Genomic DNA, 24384 nt, shown 5'->3' on the forward strand with positions numbered 1-24384 from the left:
TCGGGCATGGCCGGCCGGAAAGCCCGTGTGGCGGATGTGCACGAAGTCGCGAGCGGGATGCCGCATGTGATCGTGGTGCAGGGTGGCGGGGAGAATCCGGTCTATCAGGTCGGTGGGAAGTCGTTCGTGTTCTTCCGGACCCGCCGGCCGGACGCCTTCGATCCGGACACCGGTGAGCGGTACGACGATGTGATCGTGATCTGGGTGCCTTCGGAGGAAGACAAGCTGGCGCTGGTGTCGGATGACAGCAATCCCTTCTTCACCACGCCGCACTTCGACGGGCATCTGTCGGTGCTGGTCCGGGCGAGCCGGCTCGGTGAAATGAGCGCGCAGGAACTCACCGAGGTGATCCAGGACGCCTGGCTCTCCCGCGCCTCGAACCGCCGGGCCAGCGACTGGCTGAAGGAACACCGACTCAGCTGAGGCGGGCCGCGTCCGCTTGTTCCATACGAGCCGGCCGTACTGCGACACTGAGCCGTGAGCACCCCGAACCCACCGGGCCCACCCGGCGAAGGTCAGCCCGGCCCCAGCGGTCCGCCGCCAGGCTGGCAACCCCCTCCCCAGAACCAGCCGCCGGCCTACGGCCAGCAACCGGGGCATGGGCAGCAACCGGGCTACGGGCAACAGCCGGGTGCAGGGCAGCCGGGTGCAGGCCAACCGGGCTACGGGCAACAGCCGGGCATCGGGCAGCCGGGCGGTGGGCAGCAGTGGACGGGGTACGACCCCAATCGGTATCGGCCGCAGGACCAGAATCCCGATCAGACCCGGGTGTTCGACCCGAACGGGCCTGGTGGCTTCAGTGCCCCGCCCGGGTACCAGCGTCCGCCGAAGAACCGGGCCGGGCTGTTCATCCTGCTGCTGGTTGTGATGCTGATCGCCGTGCTCGGCATCGGCGGAGTGGTCGCCTCCAACCTGGTCGGCGACAAGTCGCCGTCACCGGACACCACCACCGAGCCCGGTGGCCTGGATCCGTCGGACATCCGGACCGAGCTCCCGACCAACTTCCCCACCGAACCGCCGACCGAGGATCCCACCCAGGAGCCGACGGCCGAGCCCAGCACGGTGCCGACCTCCGGTGCCGGCAACCTGGCCGGGGCGACCGCGCTGACAAAGAGATTCGTCGCGGCGCTGAACGCGAACAAGCTGGACGCCGCGGCCGCGATGGGCTGCACGGAGTCCAAGCAACTGCTGCCGCTCCTCTTCAAGGCGATGATCGCGCCGCCGACGAAGCTGACCGTCGGCGAGGCGCTCGGGCAGAGCGCCATCATCGTCCGCCTCACCGGGACCACCAAGGGCCACAACATCTCCGGCATCGTCCTCGTCCAGGACCTCGGCGGAGCCCCGCTGTGCGTCCGCGCCATCCAGGTCACCCCGAACTGAACCCCGCGAGCCCGCCCGCCTGATCAGCAGGTTGGACTCATCAGCCGGCCGTGCTGATCAGTTGCCCGAGCTGATCAGCGGACCGGGGCGAGTGCGCGGGCTGTTTCGAGCAGGTCGGTGCCGGTCGGAAGCGCGGCGATGATCGGGGTGTCCAGGCCGTTGGCCACATACGCGTCGATCCGCGCCCGGCAGTCGGCGGCCGAACCATGCACGACCAGCTCGTCGATGAGCGAGACCGGGACCGCCGCCCACGCGTCGCGCATCTCCTTCATCTGCTCGCCCCGGCCGAGCCAGTCGTGGAAGGCCGCGTACCCCGGGACCGTCAGATAGGTGGCGATCAGATACCGGCCGATGTTGCGCGCCATCTCGGTGTCCTCGGTGACGCAGACGAAGATCCGCGCCGCCAGCTCCTTGTCGTCCCCGAGCTCGGCCCGCACCTGCCGTACGTCGGACGCCGACAACCAGTTGGTGATCGCCCCGTCCGCCTCGCGCGCGGCCAGCCGAAGCATCTGCGGTCGCAACGCGGCGAGCATGATCGCGGGCGGGATCTCCGGCGCCTTCTCCAGCTTGAACCGCTTGATCGTGAAGCTGTCGAACTCCCCGTCCACCTTCTCCCCGGCGAACGCGGTCCGCAGGAAACGCAGGACGTCGCGGGTCCGCGCGAGCGGCGGGTCGTACGCGATCCCGTTCCAGCCGGTCACGATCGTCTCCGACGACGCCCCGATCCCCAGCACGAACCGCCCCGGCGCCAGGTCGGCCAACGCCGCCGCACTCATCGCCAACGCGGCCGGCCCACGCGTATGCACCGGTACGACGGCAGTCCCCAACCGCAACTGCTCGTCCCACTCGGAGGCGAGCACCAACGGCGTGAACGCATCGGCGCCGGCAACCTCAGCGGACCACAGATCCGTATAGCCGAGGGAAGCCAGCTCGGTGATCAACGGGCGATGATCCCGGATCGGAACCCCGGTCAACGGAACGGTCAGACCCCAGCGCATCAGATCATCCTCCTCAACAGCGAGACCGGCACGACCTTGATCCCGGGATGCGCCGCGATCAGCTCGTCCTGCAGGGTCTTCAGGCGATCCTCGCGGCGGGCGGTCAGCACCAGGTTGCGCCCCTTGGCGGCGAACTGCCGGGCCATCTCCGCACCCAGTCCGGCGCTGGCCCCGGTGATCAGGATGTTGCGTCGCATGAACGAGCCCTATCTGTAGGAGAGCATGTCGGTGCCGTCGAGGTGCGCGTGCTCGTTGTAGCTGATCACCGTCAGGCCGCTGCGACCGGACACGAGCTTCGTGATCGCGGTGTTGATCGTGACCGGGTTCAGCCGCAGCCAGAGCGTGTCGTCACCGCCGAGCAACCGCCCGGCGATCGCGGCGATCGGGCCGCCAGACGTGAACACGACCGCGGTCTCCCCCTTGCCGAGGCGTTCCGCGGTACGGCGTGCGGCTTGCTCCGAGCGCTCGCAGAAGGCGGCGAAGCTCTCGGCATAGCCATCACCGTCGCTCAACGTCCATCGCTCGGTCGCGGCGGTGAACATCTCCTGGAACGCACGGGTCGGGTGCCCGGTCCTGGCCAGGTCGGCCAGCATCACCGCGCGACGCTTGTACGCCGGTTTGTGCGCCACGATCACCTGGTCGTGGTCGAACTCGTTGAACCCCTCGTCCACCTCCACGCCGGCTTTGAGTCCGGCCGCGGCCAGCGCGAGTTCCGCCGTACGGGCATGTCGTTGCATCGCACCCGTGACGACGAGATCGGGCTTCACTCCACGCTCGGCCAGCGCCTGACCGAGTCGCTCGGACTGTCGCTCACCCAGCGGCGAGAGCCGGTCGTAGTCGCTGCGGCCGAACGACGCCTGCGCGTGCCGGACCAGGTAGATCGCACCCATCTCAGCCCGCCTTGCGGATGATCCGGCGGCAGCGGCGCTCGAGCAGGTTGACCGGCAGCCACAGGGTCTTGAAGCGGGGATTCCTGGTCTGCTTGTGGTGGTAGCGGTAGTAGATCTGCTGGCAGATCACGGCCAGCCGGAACAGCCCGTAGACCTCGTAGAAGGCCCAGTTCGCCGGCTTGAGGCCGGTCTTCTCCGCGTAGTACTGGACGATCTCGTCCCGGCCGATCATCCCCGGCACGTCGGACGGCTGCATCTTGAAGCGCCGGAACGCCCAGTCGTCGTCGGCCTGGACCCAGTACGCGAGCGCGCTGCCGAGATCCATCAGCGGATCCCCGAGCGTCGCCAGCTCCCAGTCGAGCACGCCGGCGACGCGGAGTGGATCGTCCGGATCGAGTACGACGTTGTCCAGGCGGAAGTCGTTGTGGATAACGCAGGTCGCTACGTCGGCCGGCTGGTTCGCGGCGAGCCAGCTCATCACCTTCTCGAAGCTGGGCACGTTCCACGTCTTCGCCTTGCGGTAGCGACCGGTCCAACCGGAGATCTGGCGTTCGACGTACCCGGCGCCGCGGCCGAGATCGGTGAGGCCGGCCGCGTCGGGGTCCACCTGGTGCAGGTCGATCAGCGTGTCGATCAAGGTGTGACCCAGCTGCCGGGTCTGGTTGGGAGTGAGATCGACGCCGAGCTCGGACCGGCGCGGGATGGTGCCGGCGATCCGCTCCATCACGTAGAACTCGGAGCCCAGTACGGCGTTGTCGTTGCAGTGGGCAACCATTTTCGGCACGTACGGGAAGACCGGTGCGAGCGCGGCCTGGATCCGGTACTCGCGGCCCATGTCGTGCGCGCTCTTCGCCTTCGTCCCGGCCGGTGGCCGGCGCAGGATCAGGTCGCGATCGGTGTACCGGAGCAGGTAGGTGAGGTTGGAGGCACCACCGGAGAACTGCTTGACCTCCGGCGGACCGGTGGGCAACTCGGTCCGCGTCCGGAGCCAGGCGTCGACCGCGGGAACGTCGAAAGCGTCCTCCTCGCGGACTTCGCGCGCGCCGGCCGGCGCCTCGCCGCCGCTCTCGTTCGCCGCCAACGGACCCGTCACCGCTCCCCGGCCGTCGGCACCGCTCCCGCACCCGCCGACTCGGCGCCGGTCGATCCCGTGCCCGTCGATCCGGCGCCCTTCGACCCAGCTGCCTTGAAGCCGGCTGTCTTGGCGCCGGCTGCTTCGGCGCGCTCGCGGGCGCGGGTGGCGACCTTGCGCATCTGGCGGTCGTACAGCGGTCGGGCGAAGCGCTTGGTCCGCCAGGCGAGCAGGGCCGGCCGGTCCGGGATGATCAGGAACTGCCGCTTCTTCACCCCGGCGACCACCTTGGCCGCGATCTCGTCCGCGGTCCGCGGCGACTTCTCGATCAGCCGCCGCGCGGTGGCGCCCATCTCGGTGTCGTCGCCCTGGATCGAGTCCGCCAGGTTGGTCTTGAAGAACGACGGGCAGATCACCGACACGCTCACGCCGTACGGGCTCAACTCGTGCGAAAGCGTCTCGGACAGCGCGACGACGCCCGCCTTCACCGTGTTGTACGAGCTCATCATCGGCGGATGCACGAGGCCGGCGGCGGAAGCGGTGTTGACGATCTGGCCGGAGCCCTGCCGCTTGAACATCGGCGTGAACGCGCGGCAACCGCGGACCACACCCATCAGATTGATGTCGACGACCCGGTCCCACTCGGCCAGCGACTCGACGTCGATCCGCCCACCGGTGGCGATCCCGGCGTTGTTCACCAGGATGTCGAGGCCACCCCAGTTCTCCTCGCACCAGGCGACGGCCGCGTCCCAGTCGGCGGCATCGCGCACATTCAGCTGCCGGTACTCCGTGGCGCCGTGCCCAGTGACCTCAGCGGCGACGTCCGTGCTCAGCACCTTGTGGCCGTCGGCAACGAATCGCTGGACCAGGGCGGCACCCAGACCGCTGGCGCCACCGGTGACGAGAACCCTGCTCACTTGGACTCCTTCGTGTACTTGGAGAGCTCGATCTTGGCGACGACTCCACGGTGCACCTCGTCGGGCCCGTCGGCCAGCCGGAGCGCCCGGGCACTCGTCCACGCGGCAGCGAGCGGGAAGTCGTCGGAGAGCCCGCCGCCACCGTGCAACTGGATCGCCATGTCGATCACATCCTGTGCCATCCGCGGTACGGCGACCTTGATCTGGCTGACCTCGCTCAACGCGCCGGCCAAACCCTTGGTGTCCAGCAGGTACGCCGTTTGCAGCACGAGCAGGCGCGCCTGGTTGATCGCGATCCGGGCGTCCGCGATCCGCTCGCGGTTGCCGCCGAGGTTGACCAGCGGCTTGCCGAACGCCGTACGGGTCGTACCGCGTTGGAGTGCCAGCTCCAAGGACTTCTCGGCCAGACCGATCAGGCGCATGCAGTGGTGCACCCGGCCCGGACCGAGCCGGCCTTGCGCGATCTCGAAGGCGCGACCAGGGCCGACCAGGATGTTGGCGGCCGGCACCCGGACGTCGGTGAAGGAGACCTCGCCGTGGCCGTGCGGTTCGTCGTACCTGCTCATCGCAGGCAGCAGGCGTTCGACCTTCACACCGGGAGTACTGCGCGGGACCAGCACCATCGTGTGGCGGGCATAGCGGTGCGCGTCGGGATCGGTGAGGCCCATGAAGATGAGCAGCTCGCAGTCGGGATGGCCGACGCCCGTGCTCCACCACTTGCGGCCGTTGATGACGACCTCGTCGCCGTCGACGACCGCGGTCGCGGCCATGTTGGTGGCATCCGACGAGGCGACGTCGGGCTCAGTCATGCAGAACGCGGACCGGATCGCGCCGTCGAGGAGGGGCTCCAGCCACTGCTGCTTCTGCTCGGACGAGCCGTAGCGGAGCAGCACCTCCATGTTGCCGGTGTCGGGCGCGTTGCAGTTGAAGACGTACGGCGCGAGGAAGGAGCGGCCGGTGAGCTCGGCGATCGGGGCGTAGTCGAGGTTGCTCAGACCTTCCTCTGAGCTGGCACCGTACTGCTCGTTGCCGTGCTCGGAAGGTGGGAGGAAGAGGTTCCAGAGGCCTTGCTTCTTGGCCTTGGCCTGCAGGTCCTTGAAGGCGGGCAGCGGCTGCCACGGGTCGTCGGCCGCCCGGATCGCGGTATGGATCTCGCCCTCGATCGGCTCGATCTCGGTCCGGAGGAAGTCCTCGACCCGGCCGATCAGCTCCTGTGCCCGGCTGGACGGCTCGAAACCCATCACGTCTCCTCAAGCTCGGTGCGAACTCTGACCCCACCCGGCCAGGGGGCGTCCCTTGACGGTAGCGGCTTACTGAGCAATGCTCAATAGCGTGCGCCAGCGACTGACCGCGGAGGACCGCCGCAAGCAACTGGTCGGCATCGGGCTGCAGATGCTGCGGACCCAGCCGATCCACGAGCTGTCCATCGACGCGGTCGCGGCCGAGGCGGGGATCTCCCGCGGGCTGCTGTTCCACTACTTTCCGACCAAGCGCGACTTCTACGTCTCGGTGATGAGCGCGGCCGGGCGCCGGCTGTTGCGGGTCACCAAGCCGGATCCGTCGCTACCCCCTGCCGAGCAGTTGCGGGAGATGCTGCTGGCGTTCGTCGCCTTCGTCACCCGGCGCCGCGACTCCTACATCTCCTTCGTCCGCGGAGCAGCCGGTGGAGACCTGTACGTCGTGGAGATCTACGCCGAAACCCGCGCCGCCCTGACGACCCGGGTGCTCGACCTGCTCGGCGACTCCGCCGCGTCGACCGAATCGGCGTCAACGGTCCGGATGCTGGTCCACGCCTGGCTCGCGTACGTCGAGGATCTGACCGTCGAGTGGTCCGGCCTCCCCGAGGCCGATCGCCCGATCACTGCCGAGGCCCTCGTCGACCAGTCGATCGCAGCCCTCCACGCGCTCCGCGCCATCAACTGATCAGTCACTCCACTACGCCCGATCAGGTCGCTCCGCCCAGCCGAGCGAGTCATCGAGCTGATGCATGATCGCCTTGCGACCAGGCCCGCCACCGTTGGGTCGCCGATCCAGTCGCTCCACCACGCCCCGGATCAGTCCCTCCGCCTCCACGCCTGCTCAGTCGCATGACTCGGGGCGCTGATCAGTTTGGTGGAGCAGTAGAGCCTCGGATGATCAGTTCAGTAGCCAGTTCCACGTGTAGCGCCTCGACCTCGTGGCGGTCCAGGAGGCGGGTCAGCAGGCTCACGGCCATCCGGCCCATCTCCTGCAGCGGCTGCCGGACCGTGGTGAGCAGCGGTGAGGTGGCGCGACTGAGGTCGATGTCGTCGAAGCCGGCGATCGAGAGTTCGTGGGGAATCCGGAGCCCACGCTCGACTGCCGCCTGCATCGCACCGACCGCTGCCTTGTCGTTGAAAGCCACCAGCGCGGTGGGGCGCTGCGGCAGATCCAGCAGTTGCCCGGCCGCGCGGTACCCCTGCTCGGTGGTCGGCTCGACGTAGCGGACCAGCTCGGCGTCCGGGAGGATCCCGCCGTCCGCGCAGGCGGCGGCATGACCACCCATCCGCGCGTCGCTGGCGAGCCACTCGCGTGGACCCGCGATCACGCCGATGCGGGTGTGGCCGAGGTCGACCAGGTGGGCGGTGACCTTCCTGGCCCCGGCGAAGTGCGCGGCCGAGACGGACGGGATGTCCGGCGGCAGGGTGGTCCGTGGGTCGACGACGACGAATGGGAAGCGGCGGGCCCGCAACTGGACGAGCTCGTCGCCCGGCTCGGGCGGAAGGATCAGGATCGCGCCGGCCAGCCCCTGACCGCCGGTCAGCCGGGCCAGCGCCTCGGTGTGCTGAGCTGCCTCACCGGCGTCCAGGACGAGCCGGCGACCATGCCGTTCGAGCGTCTCCGCGATGGACGAGACGATCAGGCCGAAGTAGTCGGTCAGCACGTACGGGCAGCGGACGTAGACCGCGCCCGCCACCGGCTTCGGCTGCCCACCGCGCGGCCCCGGCGCCCGCCGGCCGAGTCGCTCGACGACCTGCTCGACCAGGTCCCTGGTCTGCGGTGCGACGTTGCCCGCCTGGTTGAGCACCCGGGAGACGGTCGCGATCGAGACGCCGGTCTCGGCCGCGATGTCCCGCACGGTGGCCCGCGCTCTAGGCATTTGTTACATCGCTCTGTTTCACAATTGCACCCTAATCCCAGTCTTGACAGTGCGCCAGAGCGGCGGTTTTCTGAGCGAATACAGCTAACTGTGTTTCATTTGTTACAGCCCGTCCGCTGTGAAGGAGAACGATGAACTGGCAAGTGATCGGCGGGACCGTCGCGGCCTCCGCCCTGGCTCTGAGCGGGGTGACCGTCGGCGCGGACGCCGCTCGGGTCCCGGCTCCGTTCCACTCCCCTGGATCCGCCCGGGTCTGGGTCACCACCCCGGACCGCGCCGAGCTGCTGCACGAGCGGGCCCCGGTCGCGTTCGGCAGCGCCGACAGCAAGCTGACGACGATCACGGTCGACCCCGACACGAAGTACCAGACGATGGACGGCTTCGGTGCCGCCATCACCGACTCCTCCGCGGCCGTGTTCTACCGGCTGAGTGCGGCCGAGCGGGAGAAGACGTTGCGCTCGCTGTTCGACACCAAGCAGGGCATCGGCGTCAGCTTCCTGCGTCAACCGGTCGGCTCGTCCGACTTCACCGCCGCCGCGGCGCACTACACGTACGACGACGTAGCGGCCGGCCAGACCGACTTCGCGCTGCGGCACTTCACCATCGCGCACGATCAGACCCAGGTGCTGCCGCTGCTGCGCCGGGCCAAGCAGCTCAACCCGGCGCTCAAGGTGATGGCCTCGCCGTGGAGCCCGCCGGCCTGGATGAAGACCGGCGACTCCCTGGTCGGTGGCCGGCTCAAGGACGACCCTGCTGTTTACAACGCCTATGCGCACTACCTGGTGAAGTTCGTGAAGGCATATGCGGCAGCCGGCGTACCGGTCGACTTCCTGTCCGTGCAGAACGAGCCGCAGAACCGTACGCCGGGCGGCTACCCGGGCACGGACATGCCGGTGCGGCAGGAGGCGGCTGTGGTCGAGGCCCTCGGCCCGCTGCTGCACGCTGCCAGCCCGCGCACCAAGATCCTCGGCTACGACCACAACTGGACGACGCACCCCGGTGACGTCGGCAACACCCCGCCTGGTGAGGACCCGGAGACGGACTACCCTTACCAGCTGCTCAGCACTCCAGCCGCCAAGTGGATCGCCGGTACGGCGTACCACTGCTACTCGGGCAGTGCTGCGGCCCAGAGCGCCTTGCAGAAGGCGTTCCCGGAGAAGGGGATCTGGTTCACCGAGTGCTCGGGATCGCACGGCGCGACCGACACACCTGAGCAGGTCTTCAAGGGCACTCTCACCTGGCATGCCCGGAACCTGGCACTCGGAGTCACCCGGAACTGGGGCAAGTCGGTAGTCAACTGGAACATCGCGCTCGACTCCACCGGCGGTCCGCACCTCGGCGGTTGCGGCACTTGCACCGGGCTCGTCACTCTGCAGGCGGACGGCACAGTCAGCACAGACGCGGAGTACTACACGATCGGTCACCTGTCGAAGTTCGTGAAGCCCGGCGCGGTGCGGATCGGCAGTACGTCGTACGGCACGACCGGGTGGAACGGGCAGTTGATGGACACTGCCTTCCGCAACCCGGACGGGTCGACGGCACTGGTCGTGCACAACGAGAACGACGACCCGCGGTCCTTCGCGGTGGCGGTCGGCGACCAGTCGTTCGAGTACACGCTGCCCGGTGGTGCGCTGGCGACCTTCACCTGGCCGCGTGCGGGCGGCTCGAAGCTGTCCCCGATCTCACTCGCGGGGGCGACGGCGACCGCAGTACCGGCTGCTGACGCGGCGCTGGCGATCGACGCCGACGGGTCGACGCTGTGGCAGTCGAAGGCCGCGCAGGCGACGGATCAGTACCTGCAGGTCGACCTCGGCACGGCGAAGACGATCCGCCGGGTGGCACTCGACAGCGGCGGCAATCTCGGTGACTACGCCGCGGCGTGGAAGCTCAGCTACAGCAACGACGGCACCACCTGGCGACCACTGGCCACCGGTACTTCGGACGGCCAAGTCACCAACGTCGACGTGACGCCGACCCGGGCGCGGTACGTCCGGATCGCGTCGAACAGCACCAGCGACCACTGGTGGACGCTCGCCGACGTGCGTTTCTACAACTAGAGCCGCCCCCTTGATCTCCCGCCTCGTCACTCGGGGCGGGAGATCAGGGCGTTCTCGATCCAGTGGGCGACCTGGCCGGCCGATTGGTTGTCCAGGGCAATGACTTGGAGCCCGACCGGGAGACTGGCCGTCGGCAGCGGGATGCTGTACGCCGGGTAGCCGGTCAGGTTGGCCAGGCGGGTGTTACGGAGCAGCTTGGCGCGGATGTTCGTGGAGTCGGCTCTGACCTCCTCGAACGTCGGCGCGACGAGCTGCACGGTCGGCATCAGCAAGGCATCGACGCCACCGAGGGCCACCCTGAGCTCGGCTGTCAGGGAGCCGACTCGATCACGGGCTCGGACATAGCGCCAGGCCGGTACCTCGGCCGCTTCCCGCAATCGCTCCTGGACGTCGAGTTGGTAGGCGTCGATGTCTCGGCCGACGTGGTTCGCGACCGCCTCAGGGCCCTGCAGGTCGATGGCGACCTGGTTGGTCTCGGTCCAGTCGGGCAGCTGCAGCCTAGTGGTGGCGGCACCGGCCGCTTGGAGTTTCGCTATCGCGGTCGTCCAGAGACCAAGCACCTCCGGTGAGCAGTCGAGGTGTTCCGGGTTCAGCGCCAGCCCGAGCCGCGGCGGGCCCGCAGTACGGCTTGTCTGTTGGCCGGTGAGGGAGTCGACGGCGTACTGCGCGTCGGCGACCGTGGCTGTGAGTACGCCGACGTGGTCAAGGCTCTGGGAGAGCGGGAAGACGCCGTTGGTGGGCAGCGTGCCCCGGGCGGGCTTGAAGCCGACCACTCCGCACAGTGCGGCAGGGATCCGCACCGACCCGGCAGTGTCCGTGCCGATCGCGAGTTGGACGACACCGGCTGCCACTGCAACTGCTGCGCCGGCACTGGAACCACCGGTGATCCGCGAAGGGTCGTGTGGGTTGTGGCACGGCCCTTCCCTGTTGGAGGTGCCAGTGCACCCGTAGGCGAACTCGTGGCTGTGACTGAGCCCGATCACGATCGCCCCGGCCGCCCGCAACCGCCGTACGACGTCCGCATCGCTGGTGCCGAGTCCATCCATCGTGAGCGAGCCACAGCGATACGGCAGCCCTTCGACCTCGATGATCTCCTTCACCAGCACAGGGATGCCCGCCAGCGCACCCGTCCGGTCGTGCCTGGCAGCAGCCTCGCGAGCGCCATCCGCATCCAGATGAACAACCGCGTTCAACCCAGCCGTCTCCTCGGCGCGCTTGAGTGCCTGCTCTACCAACTCGACCGGATCGACAACACCACTTCGGACGGACGCGGCAATCGCCTCGATGGACTCCACACCCAATATCAGAGCACGTCGACGGTGGAGCTCTCCGCGTCAGTCTCACAATGCCTCGGTCCCGCGGTGAGGAAAGCGAAACAGCAGCGTCACGGCTCGTTGCTACCGTCGCGGCCATGACTCTGATCGACGAAGTGGAACTGCGGCCGGCGGTCACCACCGACCCGGACATCGTCACGCTCACCACCGCCCAGCAGGCCGAGCTGGCCGGCATCTACGGCGACGACCAGCCGCTGGCCGGGCTGCACACAGACATCCAGTTCATCCTGCTCCTGGTCGGCGGCACTCCCGTCGGCTGTGTCGGCCTGCAACCGGTCGCACCCGGCCTCGGCGAGATCAAGCGCATGTACGTCGAACCGGCCTCGCGCGGCTGGGGCCTGTCGCGCCTCCTCCTGGCCGAGGCCGAAGCCAAGGCCCTACACCTCGGCCTGACCCGCCTCCGCCTCGAAACCGGCACCGCCCAGCGCGAAGCCGTGTCCCTTTACACCCACCGCGGCTACACCCCCACCCCGCCGTATCCCCCCTTCGAACACGAACCGGCCTCCCTCTGCTTCGCCAAAGAGCTGACTCAGGCCGGCTGAGGAAGGTCCAGGACCAGGTTCTTGCCGTCGGGGTGGAAGCCGAGTTTGTTGAGGTAGGGGGCGGAGTCGCGCATCCGGGGTGAGGCGAGGACCTGCTGGAAGCCGTGGTCGGTGAAGACGTCGCTGCGGCGATAGACGAACTCGCCGGGAGTGAAGTCGCGGTACTTCGGGAGCACGTAGTCCAGGTCGATCTGGGCCCGGCCGTCGCCGGCGTCGTGGGCGAGTACGACGCCGACCGTGCGCTCGCCGCGCTGGACCAGGAAGGCGTACGGGCTCGCGGCCAAGGTGAAGCCCGGGTTGAACTTGCTGATGTCGTTGCCGTGCGCGGTCAGCACGTGGCCGAGGTACGCGTCACCTGCGTTCACCTCGAGGACGGCGTACTCCTCCACGTCGTGGCGGTGCCGGAGCAGCCGCCAGAGGTGGACGAGGTTGATGACGGCCAGGACGGCGTTCATCCCGACCATCGGCCAGACCGGGATGGCGAGGTTGAAGCCGACCAGGATCACGCAGCCGATCAGATTCAGGAACCGCAGGCGAAGGATCCGGGTCTGCAGCAGCGACACCACGACCAGCGCCGATCCGCCCCACCCGATGATGCTCATGAGGTCCACGCCGCGAGACTAGACCAGCAATGCAGGTGGACCGGTCCACGCAGACTGGTGGTGTGACCGAGAACCTGGAACTCAACGGCCTACCGCTCGCACCCGCGGAAGCGAACTACGGATTGCTCCGCGCAGCCACCTACGGACACTTCACCTCGATGCAGGTCCGCGACGGCCGCGTCCGCGGTCTCGCCCTCCACCTCGAACGCCTCGACCACAGCTCCCGCGAGCTCTTCGGCCAGGGCATCTCCGCCGACCGGCTGCTGTCAGCGCTGCGAGGCGCCCTCGACCGCGCCTGGTCGGCCGACGTATCCATCCGCGTCAACGCCTTCAGTCGCGACCGGGTGAAGTTCGGCCAGGGGATACCGGTCGAGCCCGACCTCCTCATCACCGTGTCGGACCCGGTGGCGCCCACCGCTGAGCCGCCGCGCCTGCTCGCCTTCGAGCATGAGCGGCCTGTCCCTCATCTCAAGCACACCGGCACCTTCTCCTTGCTGTACTACGGGCGCGAGGCACAGCTGGCCGGGTATGACGACGCGCTCTTCTACGACCGCTCCGGTCATATCTCCGAGGCATCGATCTGGAACGTCTGCTTCGCCACCGCCGGCCGGATCGTCTGGCCGGATGCCGCCGTCCTCCCCGGCATCACCATGCTCTCGTTGCAGGCCGGCCTGGACGCGCTCGCCGTTGCACGTGAAACGGTCGCTGTCCCGTTGACCGACCTCGCCGGCTACGACGCGGCGTACCTGACCAACTCGATCGACCCCGCGCTGCCGGTCGCCTCCGTCACCACGCCGGCCGGGACCACGCAGTACAAGCCGGACCCGGCCTCGGCAGACCTGATCGCCAAGGCCCACGCGGCGATCCCGCTTGATCTGATCTAGCTTGCCGCGACAAGAAGCGTTGAGGTCGGAATCGGTGGTCAGCCTGGCTGGACCAGTGCGCCGCCCAGCCGCGCCTCAGCACCGACTCCTCACCCGCGGCCGCCATCCGCAGCGCGACTTTGTGCACCGACTGAGCAGATACCGGCCGCAGAATCACAGATCCGGTGCACACAGTCGCAACCCCGCCCGAATCCGGGACGTGCTGCCGGGGGGTGGGACACCCTGCCGGGGGCTGGACAGGATGCCGGGGGCTGGGACACCCTGCCGGGGGCTGGGACACCCTGCCGGGGGCTGGGACACGAAATAGCTTGTCCGAGCCCCCGACATCCTGTCCAAGGTCCCGTCACCAGCCCGGCGTGGCTACACCATCACCGTCCCGCCATCACCGCACCGGCGCACCGTGATCCGCGCGATCCGCGCGATCCGCGCGCAGAACCCGGGGGCGGCGATTACCACCCCAACGTTGCTTGACGAGGCACTGGCTACGGGCGGTTGTTCCACCAGCTGAGAAGGGCTTCCTTCGCGCGGTCCTCGTCGAGAGGGCCCTCGTCCATCCGGAGCTCCATCAGGAACTTGTAGGCCTCGCCGACCTCCCGGCCGGGGCCGATGCCGAGGATCTGCATGATCTGGTTGCCGTCGAGGTCGGGCCGGATCGAGTCCAGCTCCTCCTGCTCGCGGAGCCGGGCGATGCGCTCCTCCAGATCGTCGTACGCCGACCGGAGCGCCTCGGCCTTCCGCTTGTTCCGGGTCGTGCAGTCGGCCCGGGTCAGGATGTGCAGCCTCGAGAGCAGGTCGCCGGCGTCGCGGACGTACCGGCGGACGGCCGAATCGGTCCACTCGCCGGTGCCGTAGCCGTGGAAGCGCAGGTGCAACTCGACCAATTTGCCGACCTGCTCGATCTGCTCGTTGCTGAACCGCAACGCCTTCATCCGCTTCTTCGCCAGCTTCGCCCCGACCGCGTCGTGGTGGTGGAACGTCACCTTGCCGCCGTCCTCGAACTTGCGCGTCTTCGGCTTGCCGATGTCGTGGATCAGCGCGGCGAACCGGCTGATGAAGTCCGGCTCGGTGCCGCCCAGCCGCGGCTCCAGCTCGATCGCCTGCTCGAGCACGATCAGCGAGTGCTCGTAGACGTCCTTGTGCCGGTGGTGCTCGTCCCGCTCCAGCCGCAACGCGGGCAGCTCTGGCAGCACGTGGTCGGCCAGGCCGGTCGACACCAGCAGGTCGAGCCCGATCCGGGGGTACTTCGCACAGACGAGCTTGATCAGTTCGTCGCGGACCCGCTCGGCGGACACGATCGTGATCCGGTCGGCCATCGACGTCATCGCGGCCACCACGGCCGGGTCGGGCGTGAACCCCAACTGGGCGGCGAACCGGGCCGCGCGCATCATCCGCAGCGGGTCGTCGGAGAACGAACTCTCGGGCGATCCAGGCGTCCGGATCACCTTGGCGGCGACGTCCTCCAACCCGCCGTACGGGTCGACGAACTCGTGCGACGGGAGCCGGACCGCCATCGCGTTCATCGCGAAGTCACGCCGGGACAGGTCGTCGGGGAGGTTGTCGCCGTAGGAAACCTCGGGGTTGCGTGAGGTGGGATCGTAGGACTCCGACCGGTAAGTGGTGATCTCGAGGATCCACTCGCCCTTCCGACAACCGATGGTGCCGAAGTCCTTGCCGATATCCCAGACATGGTCCGCCCAGCCGGCCAGCAGCTTCTCCACCGCCTCCGGCCGGGCCGAGCTGGCGAAGTCCAGGTCCTTGCTCCCCCGACCCAGCAGAATGTCCCGGACAGGACCTCCGACCAGGGCCAGCTCATGGCCGGCCGCGGCGAACCGGGCACCCAGTTCGTCGACGACAGGTGCGAGCTCCAGCAACGCTTGGACACCTTTCCGCTGTACTGCGGACAGTGATCCAGGAGTGACAGAACGGTCGGCAGTAGAGGACACGGAGAACTAGTGTGCCGTTGAGGGGAGTACTCGAGTGACGGGGGTGCCCAGGCAGGTGCTTCGCAAGGCGGACAGGCGGCCTCGATGCGGGGTTCATCGTGGCCGCCTGTCCAACGCAGCGAGGTGCCTGCCTGGGTGCTCCCGGCGCCGAGTAGTCCCCTCAACGGCACACTAGGTTACGGTGACGGCGTGTTCAGACGGCGACTGAGGCTCTCCGCGACGACGGCGGCGAGCCTGATGATCGTTGCGTCGGCAACGGTTCTCGCCGCGCCGACGGCCATCGCGAGCCCGGCCGCGGACGACCCGGTGGTCGACGTGGCGATCGATTCGTTCAGCCCGGCGACCCCGAAGCCGGGTCAGGCCGTGACGATCACCGGCCGGGTCACGAACACCAGCAACGCCACCATCGCGAACCCGCAGGCGATCGCCTGTATCGACGAGGAGCGGGTGACCACCCGGGCCGAGATCGCCGCGATCCCGACCGAGCAGAACAAGCCGGTCAACAACCGGAACACCTGCCACGGTCTCGACAACCCCAACTCGACCACCTTCCAGGCTTATACCGACGCGCTCGCCCCCAAGGCGACGGTCAGGTTCCAGCTGCTGGTTCCTTGGGACGAGTGGCACATCGGCAACAAGCCCGGTGTGTACGCGGTAGGCGTGATGTTCCGCGGCAACGTCGCGACCGTGGTCGACGGTGACAAGCAGGAGAGCCGGATCACGGCCGGCCGGAGCCGGGTGCTGATGCCGGTGATCGACGGCAAGCCGACCGCCCGCAAGGTGAACACGGCGGTCGTACTGCCGCTGCGGCACCGGCCGACGATGCTCGGCAACGACCGCTTCGCCAACGAGTCGCTGGCCCAGTCGATGGCACCGACCGGACCGCTCGGCCGGCTGCTCGCCCTCGGCCAGAAGCAGAAGGTCACCTGGCTGGTCGATCCGGCCATGCTCGACGAGGCCCGGCAGATGCGCGACGGCTATCGCGTGGTCGGTGACAACAACATCAGCAGTCCCGGCACCGGCGCGAAGGCGGTCGCGAGCTGGCTGCGGGCGTTCGACGCCACCCGCGCCAAGAACCCGGTCGTCCTGCTCCCGTACGGCGATCCGGACGCGGCCGGCCTGATCGAGGGCGGCAACGGCCTGCGTGACCTGGTCAGCCAGTCCCGGGCGGCCACTGAGCAGTACAACCTCGGCGGTGCCCAAGGATTCAGCTCCGGGCTCTGGCTCGAGAACGCATCGGTCACCAGCCGCAACCTCGCCGCTGCCTCCACCGGGTACGCCGGGGCCAGGTCGGACGACACCACGCTGGTCAGCAGTTCTTCCTGGCCCGCGGACGACCGGCCGAGCCTGTCGCCCTCACCGGTGTACAACGTCCTCACCCCCGAAGGCCCGGTGAAGAGCGTCCGAACGGTGATCGCGGACTCGGCGTTGACGGCCGGCGGTCCCGACCCCGAGGACGCCTCGTCACCGCTCCAGGTCCGGCAGCGCTTCGCGGCCGAGACCGAACTGCTGGCCTCGACCGGCAAGGGCCCGATCTCCGTGGTCGCCATCCCGCCGCGCGGCTGGGACCAGGACGGCCAGGCCACCGCCCAACTGCTGCAGGGGCTCACCCTCCCCTGGATCACGCCGGTCACGCTGAACGACATCACCGCCCCGAAGCCGGTGGTCACCAAGGCGCCGGCCGCAACCCGCCCGGCGTCCGGCCTGACCGGCCCGCAGCTCGATCAGATCAGGCAGCTCAGCAACTCCACGAACACCTTCATCTCGCTGCTGAACAACGTCGAGCAGGCCGACGAGAACCTGCGCCGGGCGTTGCTCCGGGCCGGCTCCTACGGCTGGCGCGGGTTCACCGACGAGGCCCAGCGGTTCATCGGCTACGAGCAGGGCGGGGTGTCCTCGCAGCTCAACAAGGTGCACCTGGTCACCAACGCCGGCGGCGAACGCGGACAGCACCGGGCGATCAAGGTGAACCTGTCCGGCAGCAAGGGCCAGTTCCCGCTGACCGTCGAGAACGGCCTGGACGTCACGATCCGGATCAGCGTCGCGGTGTCGTCACCGAACCGCGACGACCTGCGGATCCAGCCGATCCAGCAGAAGATCGTCCCGCCGCACCAGAAGGCGACCTTCCAGATCAAGGCGAGCGCCGAGCAGAACGGCCTGATCAAGGCCGAGGCCGAGGTGATCTCGTTCCAGCAGGTTCCGGTCGGCAAGTCGCAGGAGTTGGTGATCCAGGCCGCGCAGTACGGCAGTGTCGGCTGGATCCTGGTCGGTGCCGCCTGCGCACTGCTGTTCGGTACGTCGGCGGTCCGCATCTACCGCCGGATCCGCTCGGAGAAGCGGAACCCGACCCCGGCCGAGCCCGGATCGGACCCGCTGCACCCGGCGCCGCTGGACTCCGAAGAGCCGGCCGAGCCGGTCACCGACTCGGTCGAGCCACCTACCGACGAACTACAGCCGCGGCTCACGGTCACGCCTGAGCCCAACGGTCATGCCCAAGAGAACTTGAAAGAAGGAGTCGGGACGAAGGATGGCTGACCGCACCCTGCGCTCCGCGGCGGTGATGGCAGCCGGAACGGTGCTGTCCCGCCTGCTCGGATTCGTCCGGATCGCCCTGCTCGCCGCAGCCATCGGTACTGCGTTGCGCGGCGACATCTTCACCGCCGCGAACACGATCCCGAACAGCCTCTACATCCTGCTGGCCGGCGGCGTCTTCAACACGGTGCTGGTGCCGCAACTGGTCCGCGCGATCAAGAACCACGACGACGGCGGCCAGGACTTCACCAACCGGCTGCTCACCTTCGGCTTCGTCGTACTCGCCGTCGTCACCGTCGCGTGTGTGCTGCTCTCACCGCTGATCGCCGAGCTCTACCTGCCGAAGGAGCTGCACGATCCGTCGCGGGCCTCCGAGCGCGCGTCGATGATCATGTTCGTCCGGCTCTGCCTGCCGCAGATCTTCTTCTACGGCGCGTACGTGCTGGTCGGCCAGGTGCTGAACGCGCGGCGCCGGTTCGGCCCGATGATGTGGGCGCCGATCGCGAACAACATCGTCGCCTGCGCGTCGATCGTGGCCTTCCTCTTCATCTACCGGTCGGGTGCCAACCCGCCGACCTTCAGCCACGGCGAGGAGCTGCTGCTCGGGCTCGGGCACACCCTCGGCATCGCCGTACAGCTGCTGGTGATGCTGCCGTACCTGCGCGCCAGCGGCCACCACTACGTACCGAAGTTCGGCCTGCGTGGCACCGGCCTCGGCCAGACCGCCCGGCTCGGCCTGTGGACAGTGCTGTTCGTCGCCGTCAACCAGGTGACGCTCGTGGTGGTCACCCAGCTCGCCATCGCCGGTAGCGCCTCGGACACACCTGGCTCCAAGGCGGGTCTGGTCGCCTACAGCACGGCGATGCTGATCATCCTGGTGCCGCACGGCATCGTGACCGTCTCGCTCGCGACGGCCGCGCTGCCGCAGATGTCGGCCCTGGCATCGGACGGCGACGTCGCCGGGGTGGCCCTGCTCTCGGCCAGGTCGGTCCGGCAGACGCTGGCCATCGTGATCCCGGCCGCCGCCGCGATGATCGCGTTCGCCCATCCGATCACCACCGTGATCTCCGGGTACGGCGCGGGCAAGGGCAACACCCAGTTGATGGCCTACACGCTGATGGCGCTCGCGCTCGGCGTGGTCCCGTTCACCGTGCAGTACTTCCAGCTGCGCACGTTCTATGCCTTCGAGGACACCCGGACCCCGTTCTTCATGCAGTGCGCGATCGCCGCCACCAACATCGCTGCCGCCCTGATCGGCGTTCGGGTGCTGCTCGACAAGGAGCACCTGCGCTACAGCGGTGTGATGCTCGGCGCGGCGTACTCGATCGCCTACCTGGTCGCCGTACTGCTGTCGCGCCGTGTCCTGGCCCGCCGGATCCCGCACGTGTCCGGGGCGGGGATCGGGCTGCCGATGCTGGCCATGATCATCGCGGCGGTCGCTGGAGCGGGAGTCGGTCGCGTGGTGATCAGCCTGATCGACTCGGTCACCACCTGGAACGGCCCGATCACCTCGGCACTGCTGCTGGCGATCGCGGCTGTCGTGATGCTGCCGGTGTACGTCGGGGTGGCCCGGGTACTACGTATCCACGAGGTCACTGACGTGGTGTCCATGGTCACATCGAAGCTGCCCGGGCGCGGTCGCGGCGCCTGATCGAGCGCTTGTGCACCCCGCTTGACGTGACCGGGGCATTAGCATGGGGCTGCGATCTGACCAGTGCCATCAAGGAGGGCGAGAGACCCCGTGTCGAACCAGACAGTCAGTCCGGGTGCTCTGATTGCCGGGCGCTACCGGATTGCTGAGCTGCTCGCGGAGATCGACGGCGCGCGCGTCTGGCGCGCGGTGGACGAGATCCTGAGCCGCCCGGTGGTCGTGGACGTCCTCCCGGTCGGCGATCCGCGGACCGACCTGCTCTTCGACGCGGCCCGCCGTGCGGCCGCCGCGGCCGACCCGCGATTCCTCCGGGTGCTGGACTGCGACATGCACGAAGGCGTCACGTACTGCGTCCGCGAGTGGGCCGGTGGCCGCCCGCTGGAGCGGATGCTCAGCACCGGTCCCCTGACCGGTCAGCAAGCCGGCTGGCTGGCCAGGGAGGTCTCCGAGGCGCTGGAGAACCTGCACCGCACCGGACACTCCCACGGCTCGATCAGCCCATCCACGGTCGTCGTGACGGATGCGGGCGCGATCAAGGTCGTCGGCCTGGCCACCGAAGCCGCACTCCGCTCCGCCGGCCCCGGTACGCCGGAGGAGGACGTCCGCGCGCTCGGTGAGCTGCTCTACGCCTCCCTGACCGGCCGGTGGCCCAGCTCGGGCCCGGCCTGGGGGCTCCAGCCCGCTCCGGTCGAACACGGCCGGCTGCTCAGCCCGCGACAGGTTCGCGCAGGCGTGCCGCGCTCCCTCGACGACATCGCCGACCGGCTGCTCGGTGACCCGCCCCGGCACCACTCGGCGGCGATCACCAGCGCGGCCGGTCTGTCCGCCGCTCTGTCGGGCGTGGTCGGCAGCTCCCACGAGCCGCCGAGCCAGATGGACGAGACAGTCGCGGTCGCACGGCAGAACGGCAGCGTCGACGACGCCACCCAGGTGGCCCCGCCGGTGCAGGTCCCGCCTGCTCTGGACCCGACACCCACCTACCAGAACGGCAACGGCCAGGCAGCGCCGCAACCGTCGTACGCGACGGCGGCAGAGACCAGGCCCGTACGCCGGCAGCAGCCGCCCAGCCAGAACGGCCACGGCCGGCGCAAGCCCCCGAACGACGAGCCGAAGCAGCGCGGCAGCTGGGGCGGCCGGATCCTGATCCTGCTCGCCATCCTCGCGCTGCTGTCCGTGATCGGCATCGCGCAGTTCCTGGTCAAGGGCGCGATCAACAACGATCAGACCGGCAACGACAACGGCGACAAGGGCACGCCCACCACCAGCGGTCCGCCGCCGGTGACGAACGCGAAGGCCACCATCGTCGCTGCCAAGGACTTCGACCCGCCGCCGGACGGCAACGGCGCGGAGCACTCGGAAGACGTGAAGAAGACCTACGACGGCAAGACCGACACCACCTGGACGACCCAGTCGTACTTCAAGCGGCCGGATCTCGGCGGCCAGAAGAAGGGCGTCGGGATCTGGTACGACCTCGGCCAGGCCACCAACGTGTCGCAGGTGACGGTCACGCTGGTCGGTGACCCGACGAACCTCGAGCTGATGGTGCCGACCGACCCGGGAGCGACCTCCGCACCGACGACGGTCAAGGGCTGGAAGTCGGTCGCCTCGCTCGAGGACGCCGGAGAATCCGCGGTGCTCAAGCCCTCCACGCCGGCCCAGACGCGATTCGTGCTGGTCTGGCTGACGAGTCTGCCCAAGGTCGGCAGCGACTACCAAGGCGAGATCGCGGAGGTCGCGGTCCAGAAATGACGTCTCTAGATTCAGGTCCGACCCCGCCGCCCCGCTCAGAGGTTCCCCGGATCGGCCCCGCGAACGCGTCCCACGCGTCCCACGCGACTTACGAGACGATGGACGACCACGAGCTGCTCCGGCTGCACGTGGCCGGTAACCCGGACGCCTTCGGCTACCTGGTCAAGCGGCACCGGGACCGGATGTGGGCGGTCGCGATCCGTACTCTCGGCGAGCCCGAGGAGGCGGCGGACGCGCTCCAGGAGGCGTTCATCTCCGCGTTCCGCCGGGCCGACTCGTTCCGCGGCGACGCCAAGGTGACCACCTGGCTGCACCGGATCGTGGTGAACGCCTGCCTGGACCGGATCCGTCGCCGCCAGGTGCGGCAGGCCGATCCGCTGCCGGAGGACGAGGACCGCGCGGCCGAGCTGGCCGGACCCGCCGGGGACGATCCGGCCGAGGTCCGCGAGCGCCGGCTCGACGTCCTGCACGCGCTCAAGCAGATCAACACCGACCAGCGCAGCGCGCTCGTGCTGGTCGACATGGAGGGCTACTCGATCGAGGAGGCGGCCGCCATCCTCGGCTGTGCGCCGGGCACGGTGAAGAGCCGGTGTGCCCGCGGCCGGGCCAAGCTGCTGCCGCTGCTGCGGCACTGGCAGACGACCCGCGGCGGGAGCGCCGGAGTACAGGCTGACGCGGTGGCCGAGAAGAAGGCGAAGACGAGCACGGACGCGGTGGGAACCGAATGAACGGGTCTGCCGTCGAAGCGGGGTCGCCCACCCATGACCCGCGATCCCGGAGCATTTCAGCGATGACCACTTTGCGCACCTCCTACAAGGGGGCGAGTTCCCGATGACCGAATCCGGTCTGCCGACCAGTGAGCACCTCGACCATCTGTCCACGGACACGATCGCCGACCTGATCGAGAACCTGCTGCCCGCGCCCGAGGCACATCGCGCTCGTGAACATGTGAAGGCCTGTCCCGACTGCCAGCAGACGTACGACGCGCTGCTGCAGCTGACCGAGGATCTCGCCGACGAGGGTCGGGCCGACATCCCGATCCCGCTCCACGTCGCCGAGCACCTGGACGCCGTGATCGTGTCCGAGTCCGTACTGCGATCCTCGACCATCGGCGTTCATTCCCTGGCCCAGCTCCGCGAGGAGCCGCGTCGCCATCTGCCGAAGGTGATCCTGGCCGCGGCCGCCGTGCTCGCTGTTGCCGCGGCCGGGACCGGTGTGGTGATCAGCACGATGGATCGCAGCAACGAGGGCGCGGCCGGGATCAGCACGTCCCCGCCCGCGGACGCGGTGCCGGCGCTGAGCACCGACCAGGTCGGTCCGCAGGCGCAGCGCTGGCTGGAGAAGGCCAACGGACCTGTCCTGCACGGGGATGTCGCCGAGATCAACTGTGCCAAGGCGTTCGCCGCCGGCAGGTCCAGCCCGCCGCTCCTGCTGGTGCAGCCTACGAAGGTAGACGGTAAGCGCGCCACGATGGTCGGTCTGCAAGGCGCTTCGCCGCGAGACATCCAGGTCTTCGTGGTCACCGGTTGTAGTGACGTTGGTAGCGTCGCCAGCCCGTTCTACGACACCACGGTGACGCTGCGCAACAAGTGATGCCGACGCCGTGAGCCTGCGGCGTGCGGGCGGCGAGGAGTGGGTACCGTGGGAATGGTCGGCCTCTAGGATCCGTTGAGTACGACGTACCACTCGACGACAACCGAGGAACCCACTTCATGAGCGACGCAGTCGTCCGCAACGTCATCATCATCGGCTCCGGCCCGGCCGGATACACAGCCGCGGTGTACGCGGCCCGCGCGCAGCTGGCCCCGCTGGTCTTCGAAGGCTCGGTCACCGCCGGCGGCGCGCTGATGACGACGACCGAGGTGGAGAACTACCCCGGTTTCTCCGAGGGCATCATGGGCCCGGCCCTGATGGACGAGATGCGCACGCAGGCCGAGCGCTTCGGCGCCGAGCTGATCGCCGACGACATCGTCGAGGTCGACCTGACCGGCGACACCAAGTCCGTCACCGACTCCGCCGGCACCGTGCACCGGGCCCGGACCGTGATCCTCGCGATGGGCTCGGGCTACCGCAAGCTGGGCCTGCCCGACGAGGACCGGATGTCCGGCCACGGCGTGTCCTGGTGTGCGACCTGTGACGGCTTCTTCTTCCGCCAGCACGAGATCGCCGTCGTCGGTGGTGGCGACACCGCCATCGAGGAGGCGACCTTCCTGACCCGGTTCGCCGACAAGGTGACGATCGTGCACCGTCGCGACCAGTTGCGCGCCTCGAAGATCATGGCCGAGCGGGCCTTCACCAACGACAAGATCGAGTTCGCCTGGAACTCCGAGGTCGCCTCGATCCAGGGCGAGGACAAGCTGACCGGGATCACCTTGCGCGACACCGTCACCGGTGACACCCGCGAGCTGCCCGTCACCGGCCTGTTCATCGCGATCGGCCACGACCCGCGCTCGGAGCTGGTCAAGGGCCAGGTCCACCTGGACGAGGAGGGCTACGTGCTGGTCCAGAGCGGCTCCACGAACACCAACCTGCCCGGCGTCTTCGCCGCCGGCGACCTGGTCGACCACACCTACCGCCAGGCCGTCACGGCCGCCGGTACGGGCTGTTCGGCCGCGTTGGACGCCGAGCGCTTCCTGGCGACACTGGAACACGCTGAGAACGCGGCGGCCGCCGCGGCCACCGAGCCGGTCAGCGTCTGACTCCGAACCACCGACA

The 24384-nt window shown here is 68.8% G+C and carries 22 protein-coding genes; 12 read left to right on the top strand and 10 right to left on the bottom strand.

Annotated elements, in window-relative coordinates; translation table 11 throughout:
* Positions 1 to 6: 6 nt before the first annotated feature.
* Both F1D05_RS20475 and F1D05_RS20480 read left to right on the top strand, forming a co-directional pair.
* Positions 7 to 423 (top strand): MmcQ/YjbR family DNA-binding protein, encoded by a 417-nt coding sequence (locus F1D05_RS20475; protein WP_185441784.1) that lies wholly within the window; start codon positions 7 to 9, stop codon positions 421 to 423.
* A 54-nt stretch (positions 424 to 477) separates the two neighbouring features.
* Positions 478 to 1380, top strand: a complete 903-nt coding sequence (locus F1D05_RS20480; protein ID WP_185449857.1) for a hypothetical protein — start codon at positions 478 to 480, stop codon at positions 1378 to 1380.
* A 74-nt stretch (positions 1381 to 1454) separates the two neighbouring features.
* Here the strand turns inward: F1D05_RS20480 and F1D05_RS20485 are convergent, their stop codons facing one another.
* Genes F1D05_RS20485 through F1D05_RS20510 form a run of 6 tightly spaced genes read right to left on the bottom strand, consistent with a single transcriptional unit; the run spans position 1455 to position 6498 of the window.
* A complete protein-coding gene (locus F1D05_RS20485) occupies positions 1455 to 2378 on the bottom strand; it encodes an LLM class F420-dependent oxidoreductase (protein WP_206685780.1) in 924 nt (307 codons plus the stop codon).
* A complete protein-coding gene (locus F1D05_RS20490) occupies positions 2378 to 2575 on the bottom strand; it encodes an SDR family NAD(P)-dependent oxidoreductase (protein WP_246485803.1) in 198 nt (65 codons plus the stop codon). Before F1D05_RS20490 ends, F1D05_RS20485 begins: the two co-directional genes overlap by 1 nt.
* Before the next feature lie 9 nt (positions 2576 to 2584).
* Positions 2585 to 3268, bottom strand: a complete 684-nt coding sequence (locus F1D05_RS20495) for a histidine phosphatase family protein (protein ID WP_185441785.1) — start codon at positions 3266 to 3268, stop codon at positions 2585 to 2587.
* A gap of 1 nt (position 3269) precedes the next feature.
* Entirely contained in the window at positions 3270 to 4361 is a 1092-nt protein-coding gene (locus F1D05_RS20500) for a phosphotransferase family protein (RefSeq protein ID WP_246485804.1), read from the bottom strand.
* Positions 4358 to 5257: an SDR family NAD(P)-dependent oxidoreductase gene (locus F1D05_RS20505; protein ID WP_206685781.1), complete on the bottom strand. Its 900-nt coding sequence runs from the start codon at positions 5255 to 5257 to the stop codon at positions 4358 to 4360. Before F1D05_RS20505 ends, F1D05_RS20500 begins: the two co-directional genes overlap by 4 nt.
* Positions 5254 to 6498 carry an acyl-CoA dehydrogenase family protein gene (locus F1D05_RS20510; protein WP_185441786.1) on the bottom strand — a complete coding sequence of 415 codons (1245 nt, stop codon included), beginning with the start codon at positions 6496 to 6498 and terminating at the stop codon, positions 5254 to 5256. The genes F1D05_RS20505 and F1D05_RS20510 overlap by 4 nt, the downstream gene beginning before the upstream one ends.
* A 91-nt stretch (positions 6499 to 6589) precedes the next feature.
* Between F1D05_RS20510 and F1D05_RS20515 the strand changes: the two genes are divergently transcribed.
* Positions 6590 to 7180, top strand: coding sequence for a TetR/AcrR family transcriptional regulator (locus tag F1D05_RS20515; protein WP_246485805.1), 591 nt, complete (start codon positions 6590 to 6592; stop codon positions 7178 to 7180).
* 181 nt (positions 7181 to 7361) lie between these two features.
* On the opposite strand, the gene F1D05_RS20520 is transcribed toward F1D05_RS20515, so the two are convergent.
* The gene (locus F1D05_RS20520; protein ID WP_185441787.1) at positions 7362 to 8375 is read right to left on the bottom strand and encodes a LacI family DNA-binding transcriptional regulator; all 1014 of its coding nucleotides are present in this window, start codon (positions 8373 to 8375) and stop codon (positions 7362 to 7364) included.
* 131 nt (positions 8376 to 8506) lie between these two features.
* Between F1D05_RS20520 and F1D05_RS20525 the strand changes: the two genes are divergently transcribed.
* Entirely contained in the window at positions 8507 to 10432 is a 1926-nt protein-coding gene (locus F1D05_RS20525; protein WP_185441788.1) for a discoidin domain-containing protein, read from the top strand.
* 26 nt (positions 10433 to 10458) lie between these two features.
* On the opposite strand, the gene F1D05_RS20530 is transcribed toward F1D05_RS20525, so the two are convergent.
* Positions 10459 to 11727: an amidase gene (locus F1D05_RS20530; protein ID WP_246485806.1), complete on the bottom strand. Its 1269-nt coding sequence runs from the start codon at positions 11725 to 11727 to the stop codon at positions 10459 to 10461.
* A 116-nt stretch (positions 11728 to 11843) separates the two neighbouring features.
* Between F1D05_RS20530 and F1D05_RS20535 the strand changes: the two genes are divergently transcribed.
* Positions 11844 to 12308 (top strand): GNAT family N-acetyltransferase, encoded by a 465-nt coding sequence (locus F1D05_RS20535; protein WP_185441789.1) that lies wholly within the window; start codon positions 11844 to 11846, stop codon positions 12306 to 12308.
* On the opposite strand, the gene F1D05_RS20540 is transcribed toward F1D05_RS20535, so the two are convergent.
* The gene (locus F1D05_RS20540; RefSeq protein ID WP_246486881.1) at positions 12296 to 12910 is read right to left on the bottom strand and encodes a hypothetical protein; all 615 of its coding nucleotides are present in this window, start codon (positions 12908 to 12910) and stop codon (positions 12296 to 12298) included. The two genes, F1D05_RS20535 and F1D05_RS20540, sit on opposite strands and share 13 nt — an antisense overlap.
* A 62-nt stretch (positions 12911 to 12972) precedes the next feature.
* Between F1D05_RS20540 and F1D05_RS20545 the strand changes: the two genes are divergently transcribed.
* Positions 12973 to 13794, top strand: a complete 822-nt coding sequence (locus F1D05_RS20545) for an aminotransferase class IV (RefSeq protein WP_185441791.1) — start codon at positions 12973 to 12975, stop codon at positions 13792 to 13794.
* A gap of 482 nt (positions 13795 to 14276) precedes the next feature.
* Here F1D05_RS20545 and F1D05_RS20550 read toward each other — a convergent pair whose 3' ends face one another.
* A complete protein-coding gene (locus F1D05_RS20550) occupies positions 14277 to 15698 on the bottom strand; it encodes a CCA tRNA nucleotidyltransferase (RefSeq protein ID WP_185449277.1) in 1422 nt (473 codons plus the stop codon).
* 228 nt (positions 15699 to 15926) lie between these two features.
* On the opposite strand from F1D05_RS20550, the gene F1D05_RS20555 reads away from it, so the two are divergent.
* The 6 genes from F1D05_RS20555 (at position 15927) to trxB (ending at position 24368) form a co-directional block, all read left to right on the top strand.
* A complete protein-coding gene (locus tag F1D05_RS20555; RefSeq protein WP_246485807.1) occupies positions 15927 to 18272 on the top strand; it encodes a hypothetical protein in 2346 nt (781 codons plus the stop codon).
* Positions 18265 to 19920: a murein biosynthesis integral membrane protein MurJ gene (gene murJ, locus F1D05_RS20560; RefSeq protein ID WP_185441792.1), complete on the top strand. Its 1656-nt coding sequence runs from the start codon at positions 18265 to 18267 to the stop codon at positions 19918 to 19920. The genes F1D05_RS20555 and murJ overlap by 8 nt, the downstream gene beginning before the upstream one ends.
* 90 nt (positions 19921 to 20010) lie before the next feature.
* On the top strand, positions 20011 to 21669 hold the full coding sequence (locus F1D05_RS20565; protein ID WP_185441793.1) for a protein kinase family protein: 1659 nt from the start codon (positions 20011 to 20013) through the stop codon (positions 21667 to 21669).
* Entirely contained in the window at positions 21666 to 22397 is a 732-nt protein-coding gene (sigM, locus tag F1D05_RS20570) for an RNA polymerase sigma factor SigM (protein WP_246485808.1), read from the top strand. Before F1D05_RS20565 ends, sigM begins: the two co-directional genes overlap by 4 nt.
* A gap of 103 nt (positions 22398 to 22500) precedes the next feature.
* Entirely contained in the window at positions 22501 to 23262 is a 762-nt protein-coding gene (locus F1D05_RS20575) for an anti-sigma factor family protein (RefSeq protein WP_185441794.1), read from the top strand.
* 119 nt (positions 23263 to 23381) lie between these two features.
* Positions 23382 to 24368, top strand: coding sequence for a thioredoxin-disulfide reductase (gene trxB / locus F1D05_RS20580; RefSeq protein WP_185441795.1), 987 nt, complete (start codon positions 23382 to 23384; stop codon positions 24366 to 24368).
* Positions 24369 to 24384: the final 16 nt, after the last annotated feature.

This window comes from Kribbella qitaiheensis (assembly GCF_014217565.1).
GTDB classification, from domain to species: Bacteria; Actinomycetota; Actinomycetes; order Propionibacteriales; family Kribbellaceae; genus Kribbella; species Kribbella qitaiheensis_A.

What these genes read in the sequence shown, in the direction of transcription:
- F1D05_RS20475 (WP_185441784.1), top strand. Translation starts at nt 7, where the DNA reads ATGGCCGGCCGGAAAGCCCGTGTGGCGGATGTGCACGAAGTCGCGAGC.
- F1D05_RS20485 (WP_206685780.1), bottom strand. Translation starts at nt 2,378, where the DNA reads ATGCGCTGGGGTCTGACCGTTCCGTTGACCGGGGTTCCGATCCGGGAT.
- F1D05_RS20490 (WP_246485803.1), bottom strand. Translation starts at nt 2,575, where the DNA reads ATGCGACGCAACATCCTGATCACCGGGGCCAGCGCCGGACTGGGTGCG.
- F1D05_RS20495 (WP_185441785.1), bottom strand. Translation starts at nt 3,268, where the DNA reads ATGGGTGCGATCTACCTGGTCCGGCACGCGCAGGCGTCGTTCGGCCGC.
- F1D05_RS20510 (WP_185441786.1), bottom strand. Translation starts at nt 6,498, where the DNA reads ATGGGTTTCGAGCCGTCCAGCCGGGCACAGGAGCTGATCGGCCGGGTC.
- F1D05_RS20520 (WP_185441787.1), bottom strand. Translation starts at nt 8,375, where the DNA reads ATGCCTAGAGCGCGGGCCACCGTGCGGGACATCGCGGCCGAGACCGGC.
- F1D05_RS20525 (WP_185441788.1), top strand. Translation starts at nt 8,507, where the DNA reads ATGAACTGGCAAGTGATCGGCGGGACCGTCGCGGCCTCCGCCCTGGCT.
- F1D05_RS20535 (WP_185441789.1), top strand. Translation starts at nt 11,844, where the DNA reads ATGACTCTGATCGACGAAGTGGAACTGCGGCCGGCGGTCACCACCGAC.
- F1D05_RS20540 (WP_246486881.1), bottom strand. Translation starts at nt 12,910, where the DNA reads ATGAGCATCATCGGGTGGGGCGGATCGGCGCTGGTCGTGGTGTCGCTG.
- murJ (WP_185441792.1), top strand. Translation starts at nt 18,265, where the DNA reads ATGGCTGACCGCACCCTGCGCTCCGCGGCGGTGATGGCAGCCGGAACG.
- sigM (WP_246485808.1), top strand. Translation starts at nt 21,666, where the DNA reads ATGACGTCTCTAGATTCAGGTCCGACCCCGCCGCCCCGCTCAGAGGTT.
- F1D05_RS20575 (WP_185441794.1), top strand. Translation starts at nt 22,501, where the DNA reads ATGACCGAATCCGGTCTGCCGACCAGTGAGCACCTCGACCATCTGTCC.
- trxB (WP_185441795.1), top strand. Translation starts at nt 23,382, where the DNA reads ATGAGCGACGCAGTCGTCCGCAACGTCATCATCATCGGCTCCGGCCCG.